This window comes from Chitinophaga vietnamensis (genome assembly GCF_902167635.1).
Taxonomy (GTDB): Bacteria; Bacteroidota; Bacteroidia; order Chitinophagales; family Chitinophagaceae; genus Chitinophaga; species Chitinophaga vietnamensis.
The window spans coordinates 75,905-97,117 of record NZ_CABHMS010000011.1; the positions used below are offsets into that span (position 1 = coordinate 75,905).

18 protein-coding genes are annotated in these 21,213 nt (G+C 49.3%); 11 read left to right on the forward strand and 7 right to left on the reverse strand.

All coding sequences use genetic code 11. The features are described 5' to 3' along the window. The first annotated feature begins 89 nt into the window (after positions 1-89). From FPG75_RS24515 to FPG75_RS24540, 6 genes are all read left to right on the forward strand, one after another. On the forward strand, positions 90-1,391 hold the full coding sequence (locus FPG75_RS24515) for an MFS transporter (RefSeq protein WP_143310684.1): 1,302 nt from the start codon (positions 90-92) through the stop codon (positions 1,389-1,391). After that, entirely contained in the window at positions 1,391-2,230 is an 840-nt protein-coding gene (locus FPG75_RS24520; RefSeq protein ID WP_143310685.1) for an MBL fold metallo-hydrolase, read from the forward strand. Before FPG75_RS24515 ends, FPG75_RS24520 begins: the two co-directional genes overlap by 1 nt. A 73-nt stretch (positions 2,231-2,303) precedes the next feature. Then, on the forward strand, positions 2,304-2,684 hold the full coding sequence (locus FPG75_RS24525; RefSeq protein WP_236652889.1) for a co-chaperone GroES: 381 nt from the start codon (positions 2,304-2,306) through the stop codon (positions 2,682-2,684). Positions 2,685-2,692: 8 nt separating this feature from the next. Then, positions 2,693-3,154, forward strand: coding sequence for a hypothetical protein (locus FPG75_RS24530; protein WP_143310686.1), 462 nt, complete (start codon positions 2,693-2,695; stop codon positions 3,152-3,154). 57 nt (positions 3,155-3,211) lie between these two features. After that, positions 3,212-4,747 carry a helicase HerA-like domain-containing protein gene (locus FPG75_RS24535; protein ID WP_143310687.1) on the forward strand — a complete coding sequence of 512 codons (1,536 nt, stop codon included), beginning with the start codon at positions 3,212-3,214 and terminating at the stop codon, positions 4,745-4,747. An 89-nt stretch (positions 4,748-4,836) separates the two neighbouring features. Then, entirely contained in the window at positions 4,837-5,886 is a 1,050-nt protein-coding gene (locus tag FPG75_RS24540) for a Gfo/Idh/MocA family oxidoreductase (RefSeq protein WP_143310688.1), read from the forward strand. A gap of 9 nt (positions 5,887-5,895) precedes the next feature. Here the strand turns inward: FPG75_RS24540 and FPG75_RS24545 are convergent, their stop codons facing one another. Next, positions 5,896-7,827 (reverse strand): RecQ family ATP-dependent DNA helicase, encoded by a 1,932-nt coding sequence (locus FPG75_RS24545; protein ID WP_143310689.1) that lies wholly within the window; start codon positions 7,825-7,827, stop codon positions 5,896-5,898. A 31-nt stretch (positions 7,828-7,858) separates the two neighbouring features. Next, positions 7,859-9,961, reverse strand: a complete 2,103-nt coding sequence (locus tag FPG75_RS24550; protein WP_143310690.1) for a heavy metal translocating P-type ATPase — start codon at positions 9,959-9,961, stop codon at positions 7,859-7,861. Positions 9,962-10,188: 227 nt separating this feature from the next. Between FPG75_RS24550 and tsaE the strand changes: the two genes are divergently transcribed. Further along, a complete protein-coding gene (gene tsaE, locus FPG75_RS24555) occupies positions 10,189-10,626 on the forward strand; it encodes a tRNA (adenosine(37)-N6)-threonylcarbamoyltransferase complex ATPase subunit type 1 TsaE (RefSeq protein WP_143310691.1) in 438 nt (145 codons plus the stop codon). A 42-nt stretch (positions 10,627-10,668) separates the two neighbouring features. After that, entirely contained in the window at positions 10,669-11,886 is a 1,218-nt protein-coding gene (locus FPG75_RS24560) for an alanine dehydrogenase (RefSeq protein ID WP_143310692.1), read from the forward strand. Between the two features lie 126 nt (positions 11,887-12,012). Here FPG75_RS24560 and FPG75_RS24565 read toward each other — a convergent pair whose 3' ends face one another. The 3 genes from FPG75_RS24565 to FPG75_RS24575 form a co-directional block, all read right to left on the reverse strand. Beyond that, positions 12,013-12,813, reverse strand: a complete 801-nt coding sequence (locus FPG75_RS24565) for an undecaprenyl-diphosphate phosphatase (protein WP_143310693.1) — start codon at positions 12,811-12,813, stop codon at positions 12,013-12,015. A gap of 78 nt (positions 12,814-12,891) precedes the next feature. Beyond that, the gene (locus FPG75_RS24570) at positions 12,892-13,188 is read right to left on the reverse strand and encodes a DUF3098 domain-containing protein (RefSeq protein WP_143310694.1); all 297 of its coding nucleotides are present in this window, start codon (positions 13,186-13,188) and stop codon (positions 12,892-12,894) included. Between the two features lie 33 nt (positions 13,189-13,221). After that, positions 13,222-14,094 (reverse strand): cell division protein FtsX, encoded by an 873-nt coding sequence (locus FPG75_RS24575; protein ID WP_143310695.1) that lies wholly within the window; start codon positions 14,092-14,094, stop codon positions 13,222-13,224. A gap of 256 nt (positions 14,095-14,350) precedes the next feature. Here FPG75_RS24575 and leuS point away from each other — a divergent pair, with 256 nt between their 5' ends. The 3 genes from leuS to FPG75_RS24590 all read left to right on the forward strand — a co-directional run bounded on the left by leuS (position 14,351) and on the right by FPG75_RS24590 (position 18,879). Next, positions 14,351-17,116: a leucine--tRNA ligase gene (gene leuS / locus FPG75_RS24580; RefSeq protein ID WP_143310696.1), complete on the forward strand. Its 2,766-nt coding sequence runs from the start codon at positions 14,351-14,353 to the stop codon at positions 17,114-17,116. 139 nt (positions 17,117-17,255) lie between these two features. Beyond that, positions 17,256-17,942 carry a peptidoglycan DD-metalloendopeptidase family protein gene (locus tag FPG75_RS24585; protein ID WP_143310697.1) on the forward strand — a complete coding sequence of 229 codons (687 nt, stop codon included), beginning with the start codon at positions 17,256-17,258 and terminating at the stop codon, positions 17,940-17,942. Positions 17,943-18,030: 88 nt separating this feature from the next. Next, positions 18,031-18,879, forward strand: a complete 849-nt coding sequence (locus FPG75_RS24590) for an endonuclease/exonuclease/phosphatase family protein (protein WP_143310698.1) — start codon at positions 18,031-18,033, stop codon at positions 18,877-18,879. Positions 18,880-18,977: 98 nt separating this feature from the next. Here FPG75_RS24590 and FPG75_RS24595 read toward each other — a convergent pair whose 3' ends face one another. Both FPG75_RS24595 and FPG75_RS24600 read right to left on the reverse strand, forming a co-directional pair. Next, a complete protein-coding gene (locus FPG75_RS24595) occupies positions 18,978-19,742 on the reverse strand; it encodes a hypothetical protein (RefSeq protein WP_143310699.1) in 765 nt (254 codons plus the stop codon). Positions 19,743-19,888: 146 nt separating this feature from the next. Beyond that, the gene (locus FPG75_RS24600) at positions 19,889-21,205 is read right to left on the reverse strand and encodes a M28 family metallopeptidase (protein ID WP_143310700.1); all 1,317 of its coding nucleotides are present in this window, start codon (positions 21,203-21,205) and stop codon (positions 19,889-19,891) included. Positions 21,206-21,213: the final 8 nt, after the last annotated feature.

A 21,213-nucleotide genomic window follows, 5' to 3' on the forward strand; every position in this document is an offset into this window, starting at 1 on the left:
TGGTGTGAAACACACCGCCAGTCATTTAACCCTTTACGATAGATAAATTTGTACATTAGCTCCGCTATCAACAAAAGCGTTTCGAGCATATGCAAACTGCCAATAAGAAAGTGATCAATGGCTGGGCGATGTACGACTGGGCCAACTCTGTGTATAACCTGGTGATCACCACTACTTTTTTCCCTATCTATTTTCTCGCGGTAACAAAAGAAAAAGTATCCTTTCTGGGGATGACCTTTGTAAACTCCGCCCTGTACAATTACACGATGGCAGCGGCTTTCCTGCTGGTGGCCATCGCCTCTCCCATCCTCTCTTCCATTGCGGATACAAGAGGTAACAAAAAGAATTTCCTCGTATTTTTCACGTTGCTGGGGTCCATATCCTGCAGTGCCTTGTATGGTTTCCACAGCGGTAACCTGGCCTATGGCGTCGTTTTCTTTATGCTGGCTACTATCGGCTATTGTGGCGGACTGGTGTTCTACAACTCCTATCTGCCCGAGATCGCCGCGCCGGAAGATCGTGACCGGGTGAGCGCCAAAGGCTTCGGCATGGGCTATGTAGGCAGCGTATTGTTGCAGCTCGTCGGTTTCGCGCTGGTGATGTACAAGCCTTTCGGGATGGACGACAGCACCGCCGTACGCCTCACTTTCCTGCTCACAGGCCTCTGGTGGCTGGGCTTTGCACAGATCACCTTCACCAGGCTTCCATCTGTAAAGGCAACGGTGGAAAAGCACTATGCCAGCGCCATCACAGAAGGATTCACTGAATTAAGGAAAGTATATGCACAGGTAAAATTGATGCCCGTGCTCAAGCGTTTCCTGCGCGGTTTCTTCTTCTACAGCATGGGCGTACAAACCGTGATGCTGGCGGCTACTATCTTCGGCAGTAAGGTGCTGCACCTCGAAAGCGACAAACTGATCGCTACCGTGGTAGTGATACAGCTGGTGGCTATCGCCGGCGCATGGGGCATGGCAAAGCTTTCCAGCCTGTATGGCAATCTTCGTGTATTGATTGGCGTGGTAATACTCTGGATCGGCATTTGTGTAGCGGGATATAAAATGCAGACCGCCATGCACTTCTATCTGCTGGCTACCGCGGTAGGTCTTGTAATGGGCGGTATACAATCGCTCAGCCGCTCTACCTACGCGAAGCTGATGCCCGAAACAAGCGATACGGCCTCCTTCTTCAGTTATTATGATGTAACAGAGAAATTATCCATCGTGGTCGGCATGTTCTCTTTTGCGTATATAGACGACCTCACCAACGATATGCGCAAATCCGTGCTGGCGCTGGTAGTGTTCTTCGTGATAGGATTGATATGGCTGATATCTGCGCTGGACAAGCAAAAGAAGTTAGCGCAGGAAAACTTACCTTCGGTAAAACCTTTGTAATGAAATTATACACCATAGAAACAGGATTCTTTAAACTGGATGGCGGCGCCATGTTTGGCGTGGTGCCTAAAAGCATCTGGAATAAATTGAATCCAGCGGATGACAATAACCTGTGCAGCTGGGCCATGCGCTGCTTGCTGATTGAAGACGGCAAGCGCCTGATACTCGTGGATAATGGTATCGGCGACAAACAGGATGCTAAATTCTTCAGCCATTATTATCTCCATGGTGATGCTACGCTCGATAAATCTCTTGCTGCGCACGGCTTTCACCGGGATGATATCACAGATGTATTCCTGACGCACCTTCATTTTGATCATTGCGGCGGTAGCATTGTAAGAGCAGGCGACAAACTGGTGCCTGCCTTCAAAAATGCGACCTACTGGAGCAATACGGATCACTGGCAATGGGCCACAGTGCCCAATGACCGCGAAAAGGCTTCCTTCCTCAAAGAAAATATATTACCTATACAGGAGAGTGGTCAGCTGCAATTTGTAGAGCGTAAAGATGGCGTTGTCTTCACAGATAATATCTCCATCCGCTTTGCCAACGGGCATACTGATGCCATGATGCTGCCACAGATCAACTATAAAGGCCGTACCATCGTGTATATGGCGGATCTGTTGCCATCTATCGGGCATATCCCCCTGCCTTATGTGATGGCTTATGATATGTTTCCGTTGACAACCTTGCAAGAGAAAAAGACATTTTTGCAAGAAGCGCTGGAAGGCCAGTATGTGCTTTATTTTGAGCATGATCCTGTAAATGAGTGCTGTGTGCTGCAACAAACCGATAAAGGCATCCGGGCGGGTGATACCTTCCGCCTTGACGTCCTGTAAAACTGCCAGTATGGCACGCTAACCGGCTGCTGCATTATATTTGATGTACCTTTGGTACTGAAACAAAATAATCATGGCCATACATATAACACCGGATAACAAATTGAAAAAGCTGATCGTTGTAGGCGACCGGGTGTTGATCAAACTCACCACCCCGCATGAACGCACCAACAGTGGGTTATACCTGCCGCCCGGCGTGCAGGAAAAAGAAAAAGTACAGCAGGGGTATGTGATCAAAACAGGCCCTGGTTACGCGATACCAGTACCTGTAGAAGATGATGAAGCCTGGAAGCCGGAAGAAGAAAAAGTAAAATATATCCCTTTGCAGGCGAAAGAAGGAGACCTTGCTATCTTCCTCGTCAGTGGTTCTACTGAAGTGGTTTACCAGGATGAAAAATATTTCATCGTGCCACAAGGCGCCATTCTGATGCTTGAAAGAGAAGAAGAGTTATAAGTTATTCTTTGCAAGAAGAAATAGATCCCGCCGCATGCCGGCGGGATTTTTTATTTTTATGTAAACTTGTAGCAGTAATGACTCACGACGAATTAAACCAGTATGCGAATTATGTACTTAATCTGTCAGATGTAAACACCAGTGAGCGGGAGATTATCAGGCACCTGCAAACAGCGGGACTATCTGATGAGGACATTACTACCATTGTCATCCATGTGTACGAACAATATCGTCAACATCAGAAAGCCCAGGCTAGGGCTGTATTCTCTGAAAGTTTGATATACTTTCTCATCACTGGTCTACTATTGGTTGTGATCATTGTTTGCTGGATATACGCACCACTGGAAGGTAGCATCAATACGCTGATTACTCCCACCTTGATCATTTCTTGGCTATTTCTCCAAAAGGGTATCATACCGATGATCATCAGTATCAGAAAATACCGCCATTATGAGGCGCTAACTCACTAAAAACTACATTTTCCTCATTCCCCATTTTTGCTATCTTCATAAAAAAAAACAAACGCCATGTCCAATAAAGACGCATTTCTTGAGAGTATAAAGAATGGTTACACTTTTAAAGGCGAGCATTTCAAACTCGGCTGCGCCATGCTGGATGGTGAAGTGGTGGCAGGCGCGGATGTATACCTTCCGCTGAAGACCATGAACCGTCATGGTTTGATCGCCGGAGCCACTGGTACCGGTAAAACCAAAACCTTGCAGGTGATTGCCGAAGGCCTCAGCGATGCCAGTGTGCCCGTATTACTGATGGATATCAAAGGTGACCTTAGCGGCATTGCCGCGGCAGGCGCCAGCAACGATAAAATAACAGAGCGCTACCAGAAGATCGGCGGCAGCTGGAGCCCCGCAGCCTATCCTGCCGAACTGCTCTCCCTCAGCCAGGAGAAAGGAGTGCGCCTGCGTGCTACCACCAGCGAATTCGGTCCTATCCTGCTTTCTAAAATATTAGAGCTGAATGATACGCAGGCAGGCGTTGTAGCCATGCTGTTCAAATATTGTGATGATAACAAACTGCCGCTACTGGACCTGAAAGACTTCAAGAAAGTACTGCAATATGCCAGCGATGAAGGAAAAGCCGATCTGGAAAAAGATTACGGCAAGATATCCACCACCTCCACCGGCACCATCCTCCGCAAAGTGATTGAGCTGGAACAACAGGGCGCCGAGCTTTTCTTTGGTGAAAAATCCTTTGAAGTGGATGACCTCCTGCGCATCAGCGATGATGGCCGCGGCATGGTATCTATCCTCCGGGTGAATGATATACAGGACCGCCCCAAACTCTTCTCCACCTTCATGCTCAGCCTCCTGGCCGAATTATATGCCACCATGCCGGAAGAAGGCGACCTCGATAAACCCAAGCTGGTAATGTTCATTGACGAAGCGCACCTCATCTTCAACGAAGCCAGTGATGCATTGCTCAAACAAATAGATACAATCATTAAACTGATACGTTCCAAAGGTATTGGCATCTTCTTCTGTACACAGAACCCGATGGATGTTCCGGCCTCCGTGCTCGGACAGCTGGGACTCAAAGTGCAGCATGCCCTCCGCGCATTCACGGCCAATGACCGTAAGTCTATCAAGCAAACAGCGGAGAACTACCCGCTGTCCAATTTCTACAAAACAGATGAGCTGCTGACGCAGATCGGTATCGGTGAAGCCCTGATCACTTGTCTGGACGAAAAAGGCGTACCCACCCCGCTGGCCGCTACCATGCTGGTTTCCCCCCGCTCACGCATGGACGTGCTCACCGATGGCGAGATCGACAACATCGTAAACAGTTCCAAACTGGTGAAGAAATACGCCGAAACAATCGATAACGAAAGCGCTTACGAAATACTCACTGCCAAATTGCAGGAAGCTGCGGAAAAATCTGCGGCCGCTCCCGCATCCGGTGGTAAAGCGAAAGAAGAAAAGAGTGTGCTCGACCAGGTGCTCGACAGCTCCGTTGCCCGCCAGGTGGGCCGCACCGCCGCCAGTGTCATTACCCGTAGCATCCTCGGCGCACTCGGGCTTGGTGGCAAAAGCAAAAGACTTTTTTGATTTGCGAATTTTCATATTTAGAAATTGTATTGGTATTTTGTTGTTTGACAAATCAAAAAATTCGTAAATCAAAAAATTCATAAATCTTTATGGGCAGAGTTATTAAGACCGGTGTTTGCTCCTATGGTATGTCAGGACAGATATTTCACGCCCCCTTCCTGCATGTAAATCCGGGTTTTGAATTTACCGCAGTAGTGGAGAGAAGTAAGCATACCGCGCAACAACGTTACCCTGATGTGAAAGTATACGCCAGTGTACCCGATATGCTGGCCGATCCATCGCTGGACCTCATCGTGGTGAACACGCCCAACTATACCCACTTCGACTACGCCAAAGCCGCGCTGGAAGCAGGGAAAAACGTGATCGTGGAAAAGCCGTTCACCGTAAAACAGGAAGAAGCAGCAACATTGATCAAACTGGCGGAAGAAAAAAAATTATTGCTCAGCGTGTATCATAACCGCCGCTACGACAGCGATTACAAAGTTGTGAAAAGCGTGATCCAATCCGGCGACCTTGGTGAAATACTCGAAGCAGAAATACACTACGACCGCTTCAAGGAAGAGCTGAGTTATAAAAAACACAAGGAACAGGCATTGCCCGGAACCGGCGCCCTGTACGACCTTGGCTCACATCTGATCGATCAGGCGCTCACTATTTTTGGCTTGCCAAATGCCGTGTGGGCGGACATCCGCATCATCCGCAAAGATTCTGTGGTAGATGATTATTTTGAACTGGTACTGTATTACGACAAACTGCGTGTACGCCTGAAATCCAGCTACCTGGTGCGGGAAGCGCTGCCAGCCTACCAGGTGCATGGCCGTATCGGTTCTTTCATCAAATCAAAATCAGATATACAGGAAGCGCAGCTGCAAAAAGGCCTCTTCCCTAACAGTCACGACTGGGGCGCCGAAGCGCCGCATGAATGGGGATTGCTGCATACAGAAAAAGATGGTAAAGTACTGAAACAGTATATTCCCGGCGGCAGCGGCAATTACATGGACTATTACCAGGGCATCTATGAAGCGCTGGTAAATCATGCGCCCAATCCGGTTACACCACAGGACGGCGCTAATGTAATACGTGTGATAGAAGCTGCTTTTGAAAGCAGCAACACAGGGAAAGTAGTGCCTTTCAAATAAATACTTCTTTTAAGCCCCGCTCCTTGCGGGGCTTAGTTTTCCCGTCTCGTCTCTTTTTATCAATCCCTCCTCTTCCATATACTGCAATACTTCCAGCAGGTCGTTTGTACGTACATCCGTCATTTTTGCCTGTAGGTCTTTATAGGGTAAAGATGTGCCGTTCAACAGCGATATAACGTGATCGGATATACGTTTAAAAGCAGCGGCATCCAGTGGAACCGCTTTTTTCCGCAGACAGGCATCGCATACACCGCAGGCGGGCGTATCCTTCTCCCCGAAATAGGCCGTGAGCTGCTGTGTGCGGCAGGTATGGCCATTGCGGGCATAGGCAAACATGGCTTCCAGTCTTTCGGTGTAAGCCTTCTTTCTGATCTCTACCCGCGCCATATTGATGCGCAGGTTGGCAGCTGATACACGTTCCTGTAAAAAGCAGAGCTGTGGCTCATCACGGCGGGGATAGTAATGTATGATGCCGTATTGATGTAACTGTTGCAGTTGCGCCGCGATATCGTCATCTTCCATCAACATAATGCGCCCGATCTGTCTTTCATAGATGGGCACCGCATGATCGAAGATGCCTTCATAGGTACGGAGCAATGTTTGAATAATTTCTACGAGAGAAGGGACCGCGCTTTCAAATTCATACAGCGCATCCTTGTTGGTCACAAATTCCGCACGGGATGGCAGCAGCACACTTTCGCTCAGTTGCAGCAATCCTTCCTGTTCCAGCAGGCGAATGGCGCTGTAGGCGATCGTGAGGTTGAGCTGGAAGGTGCGGGCGAAGTCGTTGATATCAAAATCGAAGTACACGCCCTCTGCGCTGCCCACAGGCACTTGCAAATAGTTGACGATACATTGGTATACTTCCCGGATCTGCTCGAGTGAGGGGAATTGCAGGGCAATGCGTGTGTGCATGTCCGTTAGTTCCTCTTCATTATAGAGCAGTACGGCATAGGCTTTCTGTTCGTCTCTGCCGGCACGGCCGGCTTCCTGATAATAGGCTTCGGGGCCATCGGGCATGTCATAGTGCAGCACGATACGCACATCGGGTTTATCGATGCCCATGCCGAAAGCATTGGTACATACCATTACACGGGTATCGTTGTTGATCCAGGCTTCCTGCCGGGAGGCGCGCTCCGCCTGCGGCAGGCCCGCATGATAGTGGCTGGCAGGGATACCCTGCAACTGCAACAGCGAGGCGATCTCTTTGGTGCGCTTGCGGTTGCGGCAATAGATGATAGCGCTGCCGGGAACACGGTCGAGGATATGTTTGATCTTATCGATCTTGGTGGTTTCTTCCAGTACGCTATAGGAGAGATTGGCGCGGGCAAAGCTTTTCGTAAAAATCTGCGGGTCCTGCATCAGCAGTTTATCACAGATATCTGCCTGCACTTTAGGAGTGGCAGATGCCGTGAGCGCCAGCACCGGCGTGCCGGGGAAGAAGCCGCGTATCTCTGCGATCTGCAGATAAGCAGGCCGGAAATCATATCCCCATTGGGAGATACAATGCGCTTCGTCTACCGCGATCAAGTTCACGGGGAGACCATCGCAATAGGTCTGAAATAATTTACTCTGTAACCTTTCCGGCGATACATAGAGAAACTTGCAACGTCCGCGGCGAGCCGCTTCCATGGCCTTTTCTACTTCTTTGTAATGCATGCCGGAATAGATGGAATAGGCGGTGATACCCCGTTTCTTGAGATTGGCCACCTGGTCTTTCATGAGGGCGATGAGTGGTGTGATCACCAGGCAGAGCCCGGGTTTCATCATGGCTGGCACCTGAAAGCAAATGGATTTACCACCGCCGGTAGGTAGTAATGCGAGCGTGTCGCGGCCCGCCAGTACAGCATTTACAATATCTTCCTGTAAAGGTCTGAACTGGTCGTATCCCCAATATTGCTTCAGTATGGCGACAGGTGTGCCCAAAGTGATAATGGTCATTGGTAAGATTGCAATTTACCAATAACTGCTGTTAACTCACGCGCTTATAACGTAATCTTATAGAATTTACCGCCAGTATAACATCTGAAATACCCATCACGCCGGCGCCGATAACAGGATTGAGATATCCCAATGCCGCTACAGGAATGGCCACTACGTTATAGATAAATGCCCAGAAGAGATTTTGTTTGATGGTAAGATAGGTATGTTTGCCCAGTCCCATCGCGAGTGGTAATGCACCGAGATGATTGTTGAGCAGCACCACATTGGCGCTCTGCATCGCTACCTGTGTAGCATCGCTGAGCGAGATGCCGATAGTTGCTTTCGACAGTGCGGGCGCGTCGTTGATGCCATCGCCAACCATGGCGGTGGGCGCGGTTTTCATCAGTTCGTCGATCTTTTGCAGTTTCTGTTCGGGAGATTGTTCCGCATATACTTCGGCGATGCCCAGTTGCTGAGCCAGTTCCTGGCACTTGCGGGTGGTATCGCCGCTGAGCAGCACCGGGCGGATGCCCATGTGTTGTAGTTGTTTGATAACGGTCGCAGCTTCGGGACGCACTTCGTCAGTGAAGTTGATCCAGCCTGCAAGCCGGCCGTTTTTGATCAGGTAAAGATGATGGCTGTCATCGGTTGTGAGGCCTGCGGCCATGCGGTACGAGCCGAGTTGCCATTCGTTGCCCGCTTTATCTACCGCGCGCATACCTAAGCCTTTGTGCTCGCGGACCTGCTGCAGCGGCACTTCTCCGGCGTTTTTCCAGATGCCGGCGATCGATCTGGCGATGGGATGGGAAGAATATTTTTCGAGACTATACACGATCTGTTTAAACTCCACTTCGCTCATCTCTTCCATATGAAAATCGCCCATCTGCAATTTACCGGTGGTGAGCGTACCTGTTTTATCAAATACGATCTGCCGGATATTTTTGAACATTTCCAGCGTGTGACCGCCTTTGATAAGGATGCCATTGCGCGCGGCGCGGCCCAGGCCTACCATTACGGCGGCCGGCGTAGCCAGTCCCATGGCGCAGGGGCAGGATATAACGAGAACGGCTATACTCCGCATCATGGCGGTGCCCAGTGTAGTATGGCCAATGAAGTACCATCCGAGGAAAGTAAGCGCTGCGATGCTGAGCACCAGTGGTACAAAGATGGCGCTGATACGGTCTGCCAGCTTTTGCATCGGGGGTTTATCGTTCTGCGCCTGTTTTACCAGTTCGATGATATACGACAGTACGGTGTCTTTGCCGGTAGCGGTAATATATACTTTGATGCTGCCATCTTCGAGGATGGTGCCGCCGATCACTTTATCTTTTTCCTGTTTACCTACGGGAGCGCTTTCGCCGGTGATCATGGATTCGTTTACATGGCCGCTACCCCAGTAGATAGTGCCATCCATGGGGATCTTGTCGCCGGTATTAACGAGCACGCAATCGCCGGGGCGGAGGCTGCGGTTATCTACTTCATGAATATGCTCATGGCCATGATCGGTATTGATAAGGCGGGCGGTGGTTACCTGCAGCTGCGCCAGCTCGGAAATGGCCGTGGTGGTCTGTTTCACGGAACGTTCTTCCAGCAGGTTGCCCAGCAATACCAGGGTGATGATGGCGGCTGTGGTTTCATAGAACATGTAATCGGTGTTGCCATAGATCACGGTGCCTACGAAGCTGTAAACGAAAGCGGCGGTAGCGCCGATGCTCACCAGCACGTCCATATTGGCCATGCGGTTAACCAAGGAGCGGAAGGCGCTGCGGCCGAAGTGCCACATCCCTGTGATGAATACGGGTAGCGACAAGGAGAGCTGTACCCATGGATGATGCAGCCATGGCCAGTTTACCCACATATGGAGTAACAAGGGCAGGGTAAAAACGAGGCAGAAGAAGAATTTAAAGGTAAGGGTAGAGAAGGGAGATACTTTTTGTGGCGCCTGGTCGGGCAATACCACACGATATCCCAGCTGGTTGATCCCTTCCAGCACCTCCTTTGAATCGGCGCCTGCAGGCAGGCTGAAGCTCACCTCTTCTGTGGCGAAGCTCACATTTACATCCTGCATTCCTTTTTTCTCCAGGTACCTGGAAACGCTCGCTGCACAATTGGTGCAATGCATTCCTTCTACCTTGCAACTGATTGGTGTCATCTTGATACAAAGGTACCCAGCGCATGATTAATGGGGTAAAATATTAATGCAACCCCGAGGCATTTTGGGATGGGAGAATTTAGGGATTTACGGATTTACGGATTTACGGATTTACGAATTTGAGGATTTACGGATTTATTTGCTATATAAATATTTAAATTAATCTAAATATATCCATCCTCTTTAAATCAAAAAATTCGAAAATCCGAAAATCCTTAAATTTGTAAATGCATTGGACGTTTACGTTGGACCAACTACCGGAAACTGCGCTTGATTTCTGGAAACATTATCAGGACAAACAAATATTTACCCTGGAAGGCCCTATGGGTGCGGGCAAAACCACACTGATCAAAGCGTTGTGCGCTGCGGCAGGTGTGAAAGATGCCACTGCCAGTCCTACGTTCTCCATCATCAATGAATATGCTTATACAGATGCAGCGGGCCTGTCGCGCCGGATCTATCATCTCGATCTTTACCGCTTGCGGGATGAGGAAGAGGCGATTACCGCAGGCGTGGAAGACACGCTGTACCAGGATGCCATCAGCTTCATAGAATGGCCGCAGGTGATAGCGCCTATCCTCCCGCCGGGTACCGTACACCTGCAACTGAGCGTGCTTCCCGACCAAAAAAGGATGCTGCGCGAGGTCGCCGCAACTGACAAATAATGTATCTTTGAAAAGGACCAATTAAACACAACACAGACCGTTATGGAGCAAAGGCAAAAACCTGTAGTGAGTGCCGGCTTTACTTATTCACCGCTGGAAGAGACGCTGGATATACCGCAAAAAAACTCCCGCTTATACATTGGTATCCCGAAAGAGGTATCCTTCCAGGAAAACCGTATTGCCCTGACACCCGATGCAGTAAGCATTTTGGCTGCCCACGGACATCATATCGTAGTGGAACATAAAGCCGGCGATGGCTCCCATTACTACGACACCGACTATTCCGAAGCCGGTGCGGAAATCGTTTACGACAAGAAAGAAGTGTTCAAAGCGGAGATCATCGTGAAATCCGCCCCCCTCACTGATGAAGAGATAGAGATGCTGCACCCGCACCAGATCATCATCTCCCCCATCCACCTGGCCGCCCTCAAGGCACAACAGGTGCAGAAGATGATGGACAAACGTATCACGCTCCTCTCTTTTGAAAACCTCAAAGATGATGCTGGTACCTACCCTATCGTGCGCGCTATGAGCGAGATCGCCGGCGGCGCCGTAATGCTCATTGCCGGGCAATACCTGAGCAATGGCAACAAAGGTAAGGGCATCCTGCTGGGAGGCATCACCGGTATCCCTCCCACCAAAGTGGTGATCATCGGCGCAGGCATCGTAGGGGAATTTGCCGCCCGCACCGCCATGGCGCTGGGCGCATCTGTAAAGGTATTTGACAACAATATCTATAAACTGAAACGCCTGCAGAACAATATCGGCGTTCGTGTATTCACCTCCGTTATACAACCCAAAGTACTGGCCGAACAACTGCGTAATGCCGACGTGGCCGTAGGCGCGCTGTCATCACAAAGCGGCCGTACGCCAATTGTAGTGACAGAATCGATGGTGAGTAATATGAAAGCCGGCTCTGTGATCGTAGATGTGAGCATCGACCGAGGCGGCTGTTTTGAAACCTCCGAGATCACCAGCCACGAAAACCCGGTATTCAAAAAGTACGACGTAGTGCACTATTGTGTGCCCAACATACCATCCGGCTTTGCCCGTACCGCTTCAGAAGCCATCAGCAACGTACTGATGCCGCTGCTCATAGAAGCCGCTGACGACGGCGGTTTCGAGAACCTCGTATGGATCAAGCGTGGCGTACGTAATGGCATCTACCTGTATAAAGGTGCGCTCACCAATTACCACCTGAGTGAAAAATTCAAATTGAAATATACTGACCTGGAACTGCTGCTGGCAGTGAAGGGCTAACCAGGATTAAACGGATTTATAAGATTAATAAGATTTTACGGGGAGATTTTCTGGAAGATTAAAATAATCTTCCAGAAAATCTCCCCGTAAAATCTTATTAATCTTATAAATCCGTTTAATCCTGGTTCAGACCTCTAATTGATACCCCATCAATATCGCGGCAATGATCACAATCCCCACTACAATGCGGTAATAGCCCCACATTTTAAAACCATATTTCTTCAAGGCGCCGATAAAGAACCTGATGGCCAGCATGGCTACGATGAATGCCACAAGGTTACCTACCAGCAAGAGTTTCAGGTTTTCGTGGTGGGCAAAAAGCAGTTCTCTTCCTTTGAGCAGTTTGTAACCCGTAGCGGCAGCCATGGTAGGTACAGCCAGGAAGAAAGAAAATTCGGCGGCTTCATTGCGGGTGAGCTTTTGTTGCATACCACCGATGATGGAAGCAGCACTGCGGCTTACACCCGGGATCATGGCAATACATTGATAAAAGCCGATACGGAGCGCATTGAAGATGCTGATCTTTTCATCGGAATCAATGGTGGGCGATTGGAACCAGCTGTCTACAAACAAAAGGATGATACCTCCCAGCAGCAGCGTGATACCCACGGTGAGCGGGCTTTCCAGCAGTTTATCGATCTTGTCGCTGAACAGGTAGCCGATGATCAGCGCAGGCACCACCGCTACGATCAGTTTAATATAGAAACTCAGGCGGTTCTTGTCGAACACAAAGAATTTTTTCCAATACAGTACCACTACGGCGAGAATGGCGCCCAGCTGGATACATACTTCGAACAGTTTGGTAAATTCATCTTTGCTGATACCTAACAAAGAGCTCACGATGATCATATGCCCGGTGGATGAGATGGGCAGAAATTCAGTTAGTCCCTCAACGATGGCAATGATGATAGCCTGAAGAAAAGTCATGAAAAAAGTATGGTTAAGTGAAAAAAAAAGCGATGACGGTAGTTCATCGCTATAAGTATTTACGGAACATTCAGCATGTTATGCGTTGGTTTTCGGACGGCGCATGATCGCGTATACTTCTACCAGCAGGCCGAATACGATCACGATCGGTGCGAGGGTGATACGGCGGAAGCTATACACTTCTTCCGGTTTAAACACCTTGGGATCGTTGCTGGCGCCACCCATCATCAGCAGGAAGCCTATTGCCACTACAACGAGGCCGGCCACCATGATCTTGTAATTTTCTTTCGGAAAAATAGGGCGGCTGTCAGTTACCGGTGCATCGGCAGCAGGAGTAGTTTTCGCCGCAGCAGGTTTTACAGTTGTTTTAGCCATAGTGTGTAATTATCTTCAGTTATAGATTTCAAATTAATAAAGATCATCGAGTTTCAGGCGCAGGTATTTCATCACCGAGCGGTGCGTGCTGAACAGGGAGATGGCGATACCGATCACGATCATGCCCAGGAAAAGCAGGCCTATCATGAGATTATCGCGCATGCCGTTCAGTTCAGGCAGCACATTATCGGCAAATGAGAGGATGCCCAGCAGGCCGGCAATAGCCACCACAGCGCTGATGGCGCCGTTGATGATACTGCGCAGATCGAAGGGCTTGGCAATGAACCAGCGGGTAGCGCCTACCATCTGCATGGTTTTGATCAGGAAGCGGTTGCTGAACATGGCCAGGCGGATGGTATTGTCGATCAGGAAGATCACTACCAGCGCCAGCAGGCCGCTGATGATCAGGATGATCATACCAATGCGGCGCACATTCTCATCCAGCTTGCTCACCAGCGTGCGTTGATAGGATATTTCCCTTACAATGCTCTGCTGGGTGAGGTTATTCTCAATGATCTTGAGACTGTCAGCATTCACATAGTTGGCATTCGCCTTTATGTTGATACTGGCGTAAAGCGGATTATATTGGAGCAGGTTGATGAAATCTTCCCCAAACTCCTTTTTAAAGCGCTGCGCCGCCATATCCTTGGATACGTATTCAATGGATTTGATATAAGGCTTCCGGGCAACAGAATCGCGCAAGGCCGTGGCCTGGCTCTCTTTCACATTATCTCTCAATATCACCTGGATCTCTATGCTCTCCTTGAAATATCTGCTCAGCTTATTTGCATGAATTACCACCAGTCCGAGGGTACCCAATAAAAACAGTACCAGTGCCACCCCGATGATAGAGTACAGGTAGGATGGTTTGGACTTCTTTGCTGATGATCTTCCCGATTGCGCCATTAATCTGTAGTTTATCGGCGAAAATAATAAAAATTAGTAGTTATGTGTTTAATTTTGCCGCCTGATCCTGATGACAGGACCCGGTGAACAAGACGGCAATATAAAAAGATGTCGGGGTTCGACCTTGCTGTATTAATGATTTTAACATTATTTTGCTGATCCGGCATTCAACAGATTTTAAAAATTTTACTGATAACGCTGTAAAGGGAAGATGTATTGTTGTCATCTCCCGGATTACAGCCCATCTACAACAGATATGGAATACAATTTCAGGGCAATCGAAAAAAAGTGGCAGGAACAATGGGTAGCATCCCACGCATACCGCGTGAGCAATGACAGCAGCAAACCTAAATGTTATGTGCTCGATATGTTCCCCTACCCCTCCGGCGCGGGCCTGCACGTAGGCCATCCGCTGGGATATATCGCCACAGATATTTATGCCCGTTATAAAAGGCTCAAAGGCTTTAACGTGCTGCATACCATGGGCTATGACGCCTTTGGCCTGCCGGCAGAACAATATGCCCTGGAAACAGGCCAGCATCCAGCCATTACAACGGAGCAAAATATCAAGGCATTCCGCCAGCAACTTGATAATATCGGCTTCTGCTTCGACTGGGAGCGGCAGGTGAACACCAGCGATCCATCTTACTACAAATGGACACAATGGATATTCCTCCAATTGTTCGAAAGCTGGTACAACCGTGCGGAGAAGAAAGCAGCCTCCATCAACACCCTGGTAGCCATCTTCGAAAAAGATGGTAACAAAGATCATATCTGCCCCGGCGACCGCTCCATCCGCTTTACCGCAACTGACTGGAAAGGCTATACGGAAACGGAACAGCGCGACATCCTCATGCAGTACCGCCTGGCTTACCTGGCCTATGCAGAAGTGAACTGGTGCCCCGCCCTCGGCACCGTACTCGCCAACGATGAAGTAGTGAACGGCGTAAGTGAACGCGGCGGCTATCCCGTGATCAAAAAGAAAATGCGGCAGTGGTTCCTGCGTATCACCGAATACGCCAACCGCCTGCTGGAAGGCCTGGAAACCGTGCAGTTCAGCGAAGCCATGAAAGAGATGCAACGCAACTGGATCGGCAAGAGCCAGGGCGCCGAAATCAGCTTCGCGCTGAAAGGCAGTAACCTGCATCTCAACGTATACACCACCCGCCCCGATACCATCTTCGGCGTGGACTTCATGGTGATCGCACCGGAACACGACCTGGTACAACAGATCACCACACCAGAACAAAAAGCCGATATAGAAAAATACCTCGAATACGTGCAAAGCCGCTCTGAGCGCGAACGTATGGCCGATGTAAAACAGATCACGGGCTGCTTCACCGGCGCCTATGCCATCAATCCCTTCGATGGCCGCGAGATTCCGGTGTGGACAGCAGAATACGTGCTCGCCGGCTATGGCACCGGCGCCATCATGGCCGTGCCATGCGGCGACCAGCGCGACTTTAGCTTCGCACAGCATTTCGGCATCCCCATCACCAACATCATCGGTGATGCCTTCAACGGCCAGGAAGCCAATCCTACCAAAGATGCCCAACTGCAAAACAGCGGCTTCCTCAATGGCATGGACATGAAACCCGCCATGGATGCCGTGATCAACAAAGTGGAAGAAATGGGCATCGGCAAACGCCAGATCAACTATAAAATGCGCGACGCAGGCTTCAGCCGCCAACGCTACTGGGGCGAGCCTTTCCCGATCGTCTATAAAAACGGCGTTCCTTATGCGATGGATGAAAAAGACCTCCCGCTGGAACTGCCCCATGTGGAAAACTATAAACCCGGCGAAGAAGGCGAAGGCCCCCTCGCCAACATCACCGACTGGGTGAACGTCGCTCCCGGCATCAAGCGCGAAACCAATACCATGCCCGGTTACGCCGGCAGCTCCTGGTATTTCCTGCGCTATGCCGACCCGCACAATACCCACGAATTTGCCAGCCGTAAAGCCACCGACTACTGGAACCAGGTAGATGTATACGTAGGCGGCACCGAACACGCCGTAGGCCACCTGCTCTATTCCCGCATGTGGACCAAAGCGCTGTTCGACCTCGGCTACATCGGCTTTGATGAGCCTTTCAAATCCCTGATCAACCAGGGCATGATCGGCGGCAGTTCCCGGCTCGTATACCGTATCCGCGGCACGCAGCAATTCGTTTCCCATGGCCTGAAAGACCAGTACGAAACCGACGAGCTGCACGTAGATGTGAATATCGTTGACGGTGTAGAGCTGGACCTGGAAGCATTTAAAAAATGGAAGGCCGACTTTGCAGATGCTACCTTCATCCTCGAAGATGGTAAATATATCTGTGGCGTGCTGCTCGAAAAAATGAGCAAGCGTTTATTCAATACCGTTAACCCGAACGACCTCGTGGAAAAATACGGCGCAGACACTTTCCGTATGTACGAGATGTTCCTCGGGCCGGTAGAGCAGTCGAAACCCTGGGATACCAAAGGCATCGAGGGCGTACACCGTTTCCTGAAAAAGCTGTGGCGCCTCTTCGTGGATGAGCAGAAAGGTATCATCGTTAAAGACGATGCCCCTACCCCGGAAGAGCTGAAGGTTTTACACAAAACGATCCACAAGATCGATCACAATACCAACTCCTTCTCTTACAATACCGCGGTGAGCTCTTTCATGATCTGCGTAAACGAACTGGCTACCATGAAATGCAGCAAACGCAATATCCTGGAGCCTTTGCTGATACTGCTCACCCCTTACGCGCCACACCTCTGCGAAGAGCTGTGGCAACTGATCGGGCACAATGAGAGCATCCTGAACGCGCTGTATCCTGTATACAACGAAGAATATACCCGGGAGAGCGCCTTCAACTACCCGATCGCTATCAACGGTAAAACCCGCACTGAAATGGGCTTTGCGCTGGATGCCGATAACGGCGCCATCGAAAAAGAAGTACTGGCCAGCGAAGTAGTACAAAAATGGCTCGAAGGAAAAGCGCCTAAAAAGGTGATCATTGTTAAAGGCAGGATGATCAACGTGGTGATATAAACGAAAAATATAATTATAGCAAAAGCCCTTGAAGCGCCTTGCTTCAGGGGCTTTTTATTATTTAGCGCCTCCCGGCTTTTTTATTTATTATACGCAAAATAATTATTATATTTAACAGCCCCGATACGGGCCATACACTATGTTAAGGGACGTTTTAAAGAAGTATCAGTCCACATTCCAGCCGGTGATTGCCCTCAATAACCCGGAAGAGCGTTTGCTTGTCATGGATTTCACCAGTAATAACCGCTCGCTGAATGATAGCATCCTTACCGATATCACGAAATTCTGCAAATACATCGACCGTACCTTGCTGGCGCATCATTGCCGGCTAGGCATTGGCGGCTATGCTGAACACCGCACCATCTATTCTATTACGCCGCATTTTGACGCCGGTGAAGAGCCCCGCAGGCTGCACCTCGGCATCGATGTATGGGGCGCCATCGGAACGCCCGTTTTTGCGCCGCTAAATGGCCATATCCACAGTTTCCGGTATAATGATCATTTCGGTGATTATGGCGCTACCATCATTGTGCAACATAAACTCGACGGACACACTTTCCATACTTTGTACGGACACCTGAGCATCTCTAACCTCCAGGGGCTATACGAAAATATGCCCGTTACCGCCGGCCAGCTACTGGCTCATTTCGGCGCGCCCGGCGAAAACGGCGGATGGCCGCCACACCTGCATTTCCAGGTAATAGAAGATATGCAACATTTCCGGGGTGATTACCCCGGCGTATGCCGCTACAGCGAAAAAGAAAAATACCTGCAAAACTGTCCCGACCCGGATCTCATCCTTCAGATGAATGCCAATGCCCGCTGATCTCTTGTGATCAAATCATCAACACTATATATCTCCCTGGCGATTGTCGGTGACGCTTATTATTTTTACCCGCTAAACAGATACCGACATGAGAAAAACAGTACTCACAGCTCTTTGCTGTTTACTGCTCAGCGCCGCTTTTGCACAGGCGCCACTGCACGTGATCACCTTTAACATCCGCATGAACACACCCGACGACAGCCTCAATGCATGGCCTTACCGCAAAGACAAAGTAGCCGCTACCGCCCTGTTCTACCAGGCCAGCATACTGGGTGTGCAGGAAGCGCTCTATGAACAGATGCAAGACCTCCGGCAGCTGTTGCCACAATATAAGTCCGTAGGCGCAGGCCGGGACGATGGAAAAAACGATGGTGAATTTTCTGCTATCTTCTATGATACCACCCGCCTGCAATTGCTGCAAAGCAATACCTTCTGGCTGTCGGAAACGCCCACCGTGGCGGGCAGCAGAGGCTGGGACGCCGCCTGCAACCGTGTGGTAACATGGGCGCAGTTCAAGGATAAAAAAACCGGCAAGGCTTTCTATCACTTCAATACGCACTTCGATCACAGGGGCAAGGTGGCCCGCCGGGAAAGCGCGCATCTCCTGCTGAAACAGGTGCATCACATCGCGGGTAAAACACCCGCCATCATCACCGGCGATTTCAACGCCACACCTGATGATGAGCCGATACAAATAGTAATGGATAGCAAAGATCCATTACATCTCACCGATAGCAAGGCGGTCAGCAAAACGCCACACTTCGGCCCCACCGGCACTTTCAACGGATGGCACATGGCGGAAGAAGAAAATAAACCGATCGATTATATCTTCCTGAAAGGAAAATTCAATGTATTAAAGCATGCAACGATCTCTGAAACCTGGGGAGGAAGATATGCTTCAGATCATTTTTCAGTATACGCGGAGTTAACAATGTAATTTGGTTATTTGATTATTTGATCATTTAGATATTTAGGGTCAAGGAAGATCTTCCTTGACCCTAAATATCTAAATGATCAAATAATCAAATACTAAAATCAATCATGTTCGTGGTCAACAGACAGGCAATTGTCGTCTTCCAGCTCTTTCACTACTTTGTCGTGTAATCCGCTGTTCACGTCAACATTGATCTGGAGCTTTCCATCCTGGAAGGAGCCAGTGAAATCGCCCACTTGCAGTTTGCTCAACACCAGGTCCATAGAGAGTTTGAGCTTGCCATGCCAAACAGTGCTGCTGTCAGTAACAACAACATCTTTGCCCATAGCTTTCAATTCAATAACGCCACTCAGTTTTACTTCTACCGGGATCTTTTTACCATCCCAGGTAAGGCGTCCTTTCAGGAATACAGCCGGGTCTTTCTTGTCGCCTTGTACTTTCACAAATACCTTTACAAACTGGTAGGTTCCCACAGGAATTTTGATGGCACCAATTTTTCCGGGTAAAGTCAGCAGGTCAACATAACGATCAGTAGTAAGTTTGAATTCAACTTGGTCTTTGCCTCTTTTGGCATCGAAACGAATTTCTTTCAAACGTGCTACTGCAGTGTCCCAGGTGATGTCGAAACGGCCGGAAGTAGATTTAGCCATTGCTTCATTACCTGTGATCACAGCCAAACGGCCTGATGCATCAGGGCTCAGAGAGGAAGTAGTGTTCGTCGCTGCGAGTTCATAGTTGACACTGGCTGCGTTCTTCTCATCCATGGGCGCCTGGTCTGGCTTGGCCATGTCGGAGGTGGTACATGAGTACAGCATTGTAGATGCCACGCCCATTGCTCCGAATAAGTGGAGGATTCTGGTCTTCATTATGATATGGTTTTAAATGACGAAATGGGTATTCGCTCAGAAGTAAAAATAAATAAGAAATCTGTAAAAAATAGCAATGAGAGATTAAATTAAAAAGAAAAGATCCGGTTGAGTTAGCTCAACCGGATCTTTATATGATGCGGGTTTTACTCGGTTAGAGGCTTGATTCGTGTAGGCGTATCCGTGCCATTTATAATCGTACCTGCACTCACCGCAATCGCCTTGATGATGTCTGCAATATTCGTCATATCCAGGGTATTGATCTCATCTCCAACAGTATGATAGAATTTATCTTTATCAATCTGTGTAGTGGAAATGGTATGCGCCGGCACTCCCAAACGCGCCAGGGTAGCGTTATCCGAACGATAGAACAAATGTTGCTCCGGATAAGGATCAGGATAGAAATGGAAGGAAGATCCGGTAAGATTACGTTGTAATATCTTGCCAAAATCAGACAGATCGAAGCCGGTGATGAAAGCATTGTTCTTTCCGAATTTGGATTCCTTACCAATCATTTCGATATTGAACATCGCTGTAAGCTTTGCCGGATCGAGCTTGCGGGAGAAATACTCCGAGCCTTGTCCGCCTGTCTCTTCTGCCGTGAAAGCTACAAAGATAATAGAACGAGCCGGGTGTTGCTTGCCGAAATAATGCGCCAGCATAATCACCGCCGTAGTACCGGAAGCATCATCGTCTGCACCGTTGGCGATGCTGTCGCCCGCCATGGCAGGCAATATGCCGAGATGATCATAGTGACCGGAAAAGATCACATACTCCTCTGGTTTGCTGCTGCCCCTGATCATACCAGCGATGTTTGCAAATGAGATCACATGCACATTCCTGCTAACATTCACCTGCCAGGTATCGTTGTCGGATACCGGTTCTTTCTCCAACACCACCACAATATTCTTGCGGGTTTCAGCAGGTTCCTGGTTATCGATCTCTTCTGTGGAATTATAAAATTTTTCAGAGAAAGAAGACTGGATATGTTCCATGTATAGTTGAAGCGACTCAGACAACCATATCAATGTATTATGCTCAAGCGATTTGGTTTTCCTCAACAGCGAAAAAAGTGTGCGCAGGTCTTTTACATGATATTCTTTATAAGCGCTGGTATCCCGCTTCCAATCAATATTACGGGCCTTGCCAACAACCGCCACGGGCCAGTCTTTCTTCACGCCGTTGATCTCGAAGGATACGCTATTTTGCCGCAGGCTGTATTTATTGAACTCCTGCCGGTAACTCTGTTCGCCGGGAATAGGCTGCAGGCCTGCCTTCCGGAACTCTTCTGCAATAAAGTTCGCTGCTTTCTCCGCGCCGGGCGTACCGGGCTTACGGCCTTGCATATCATCGGCAGCCAATGTGCCAATAACGCGGGCCACGTCTTTCTCTTTGATATTTTGCGCAAAGGCGCTTACCGCCAGACTTCCGGCGGCCATCAGTAGTACAAGTGTTTTCTTCATATAAGCGG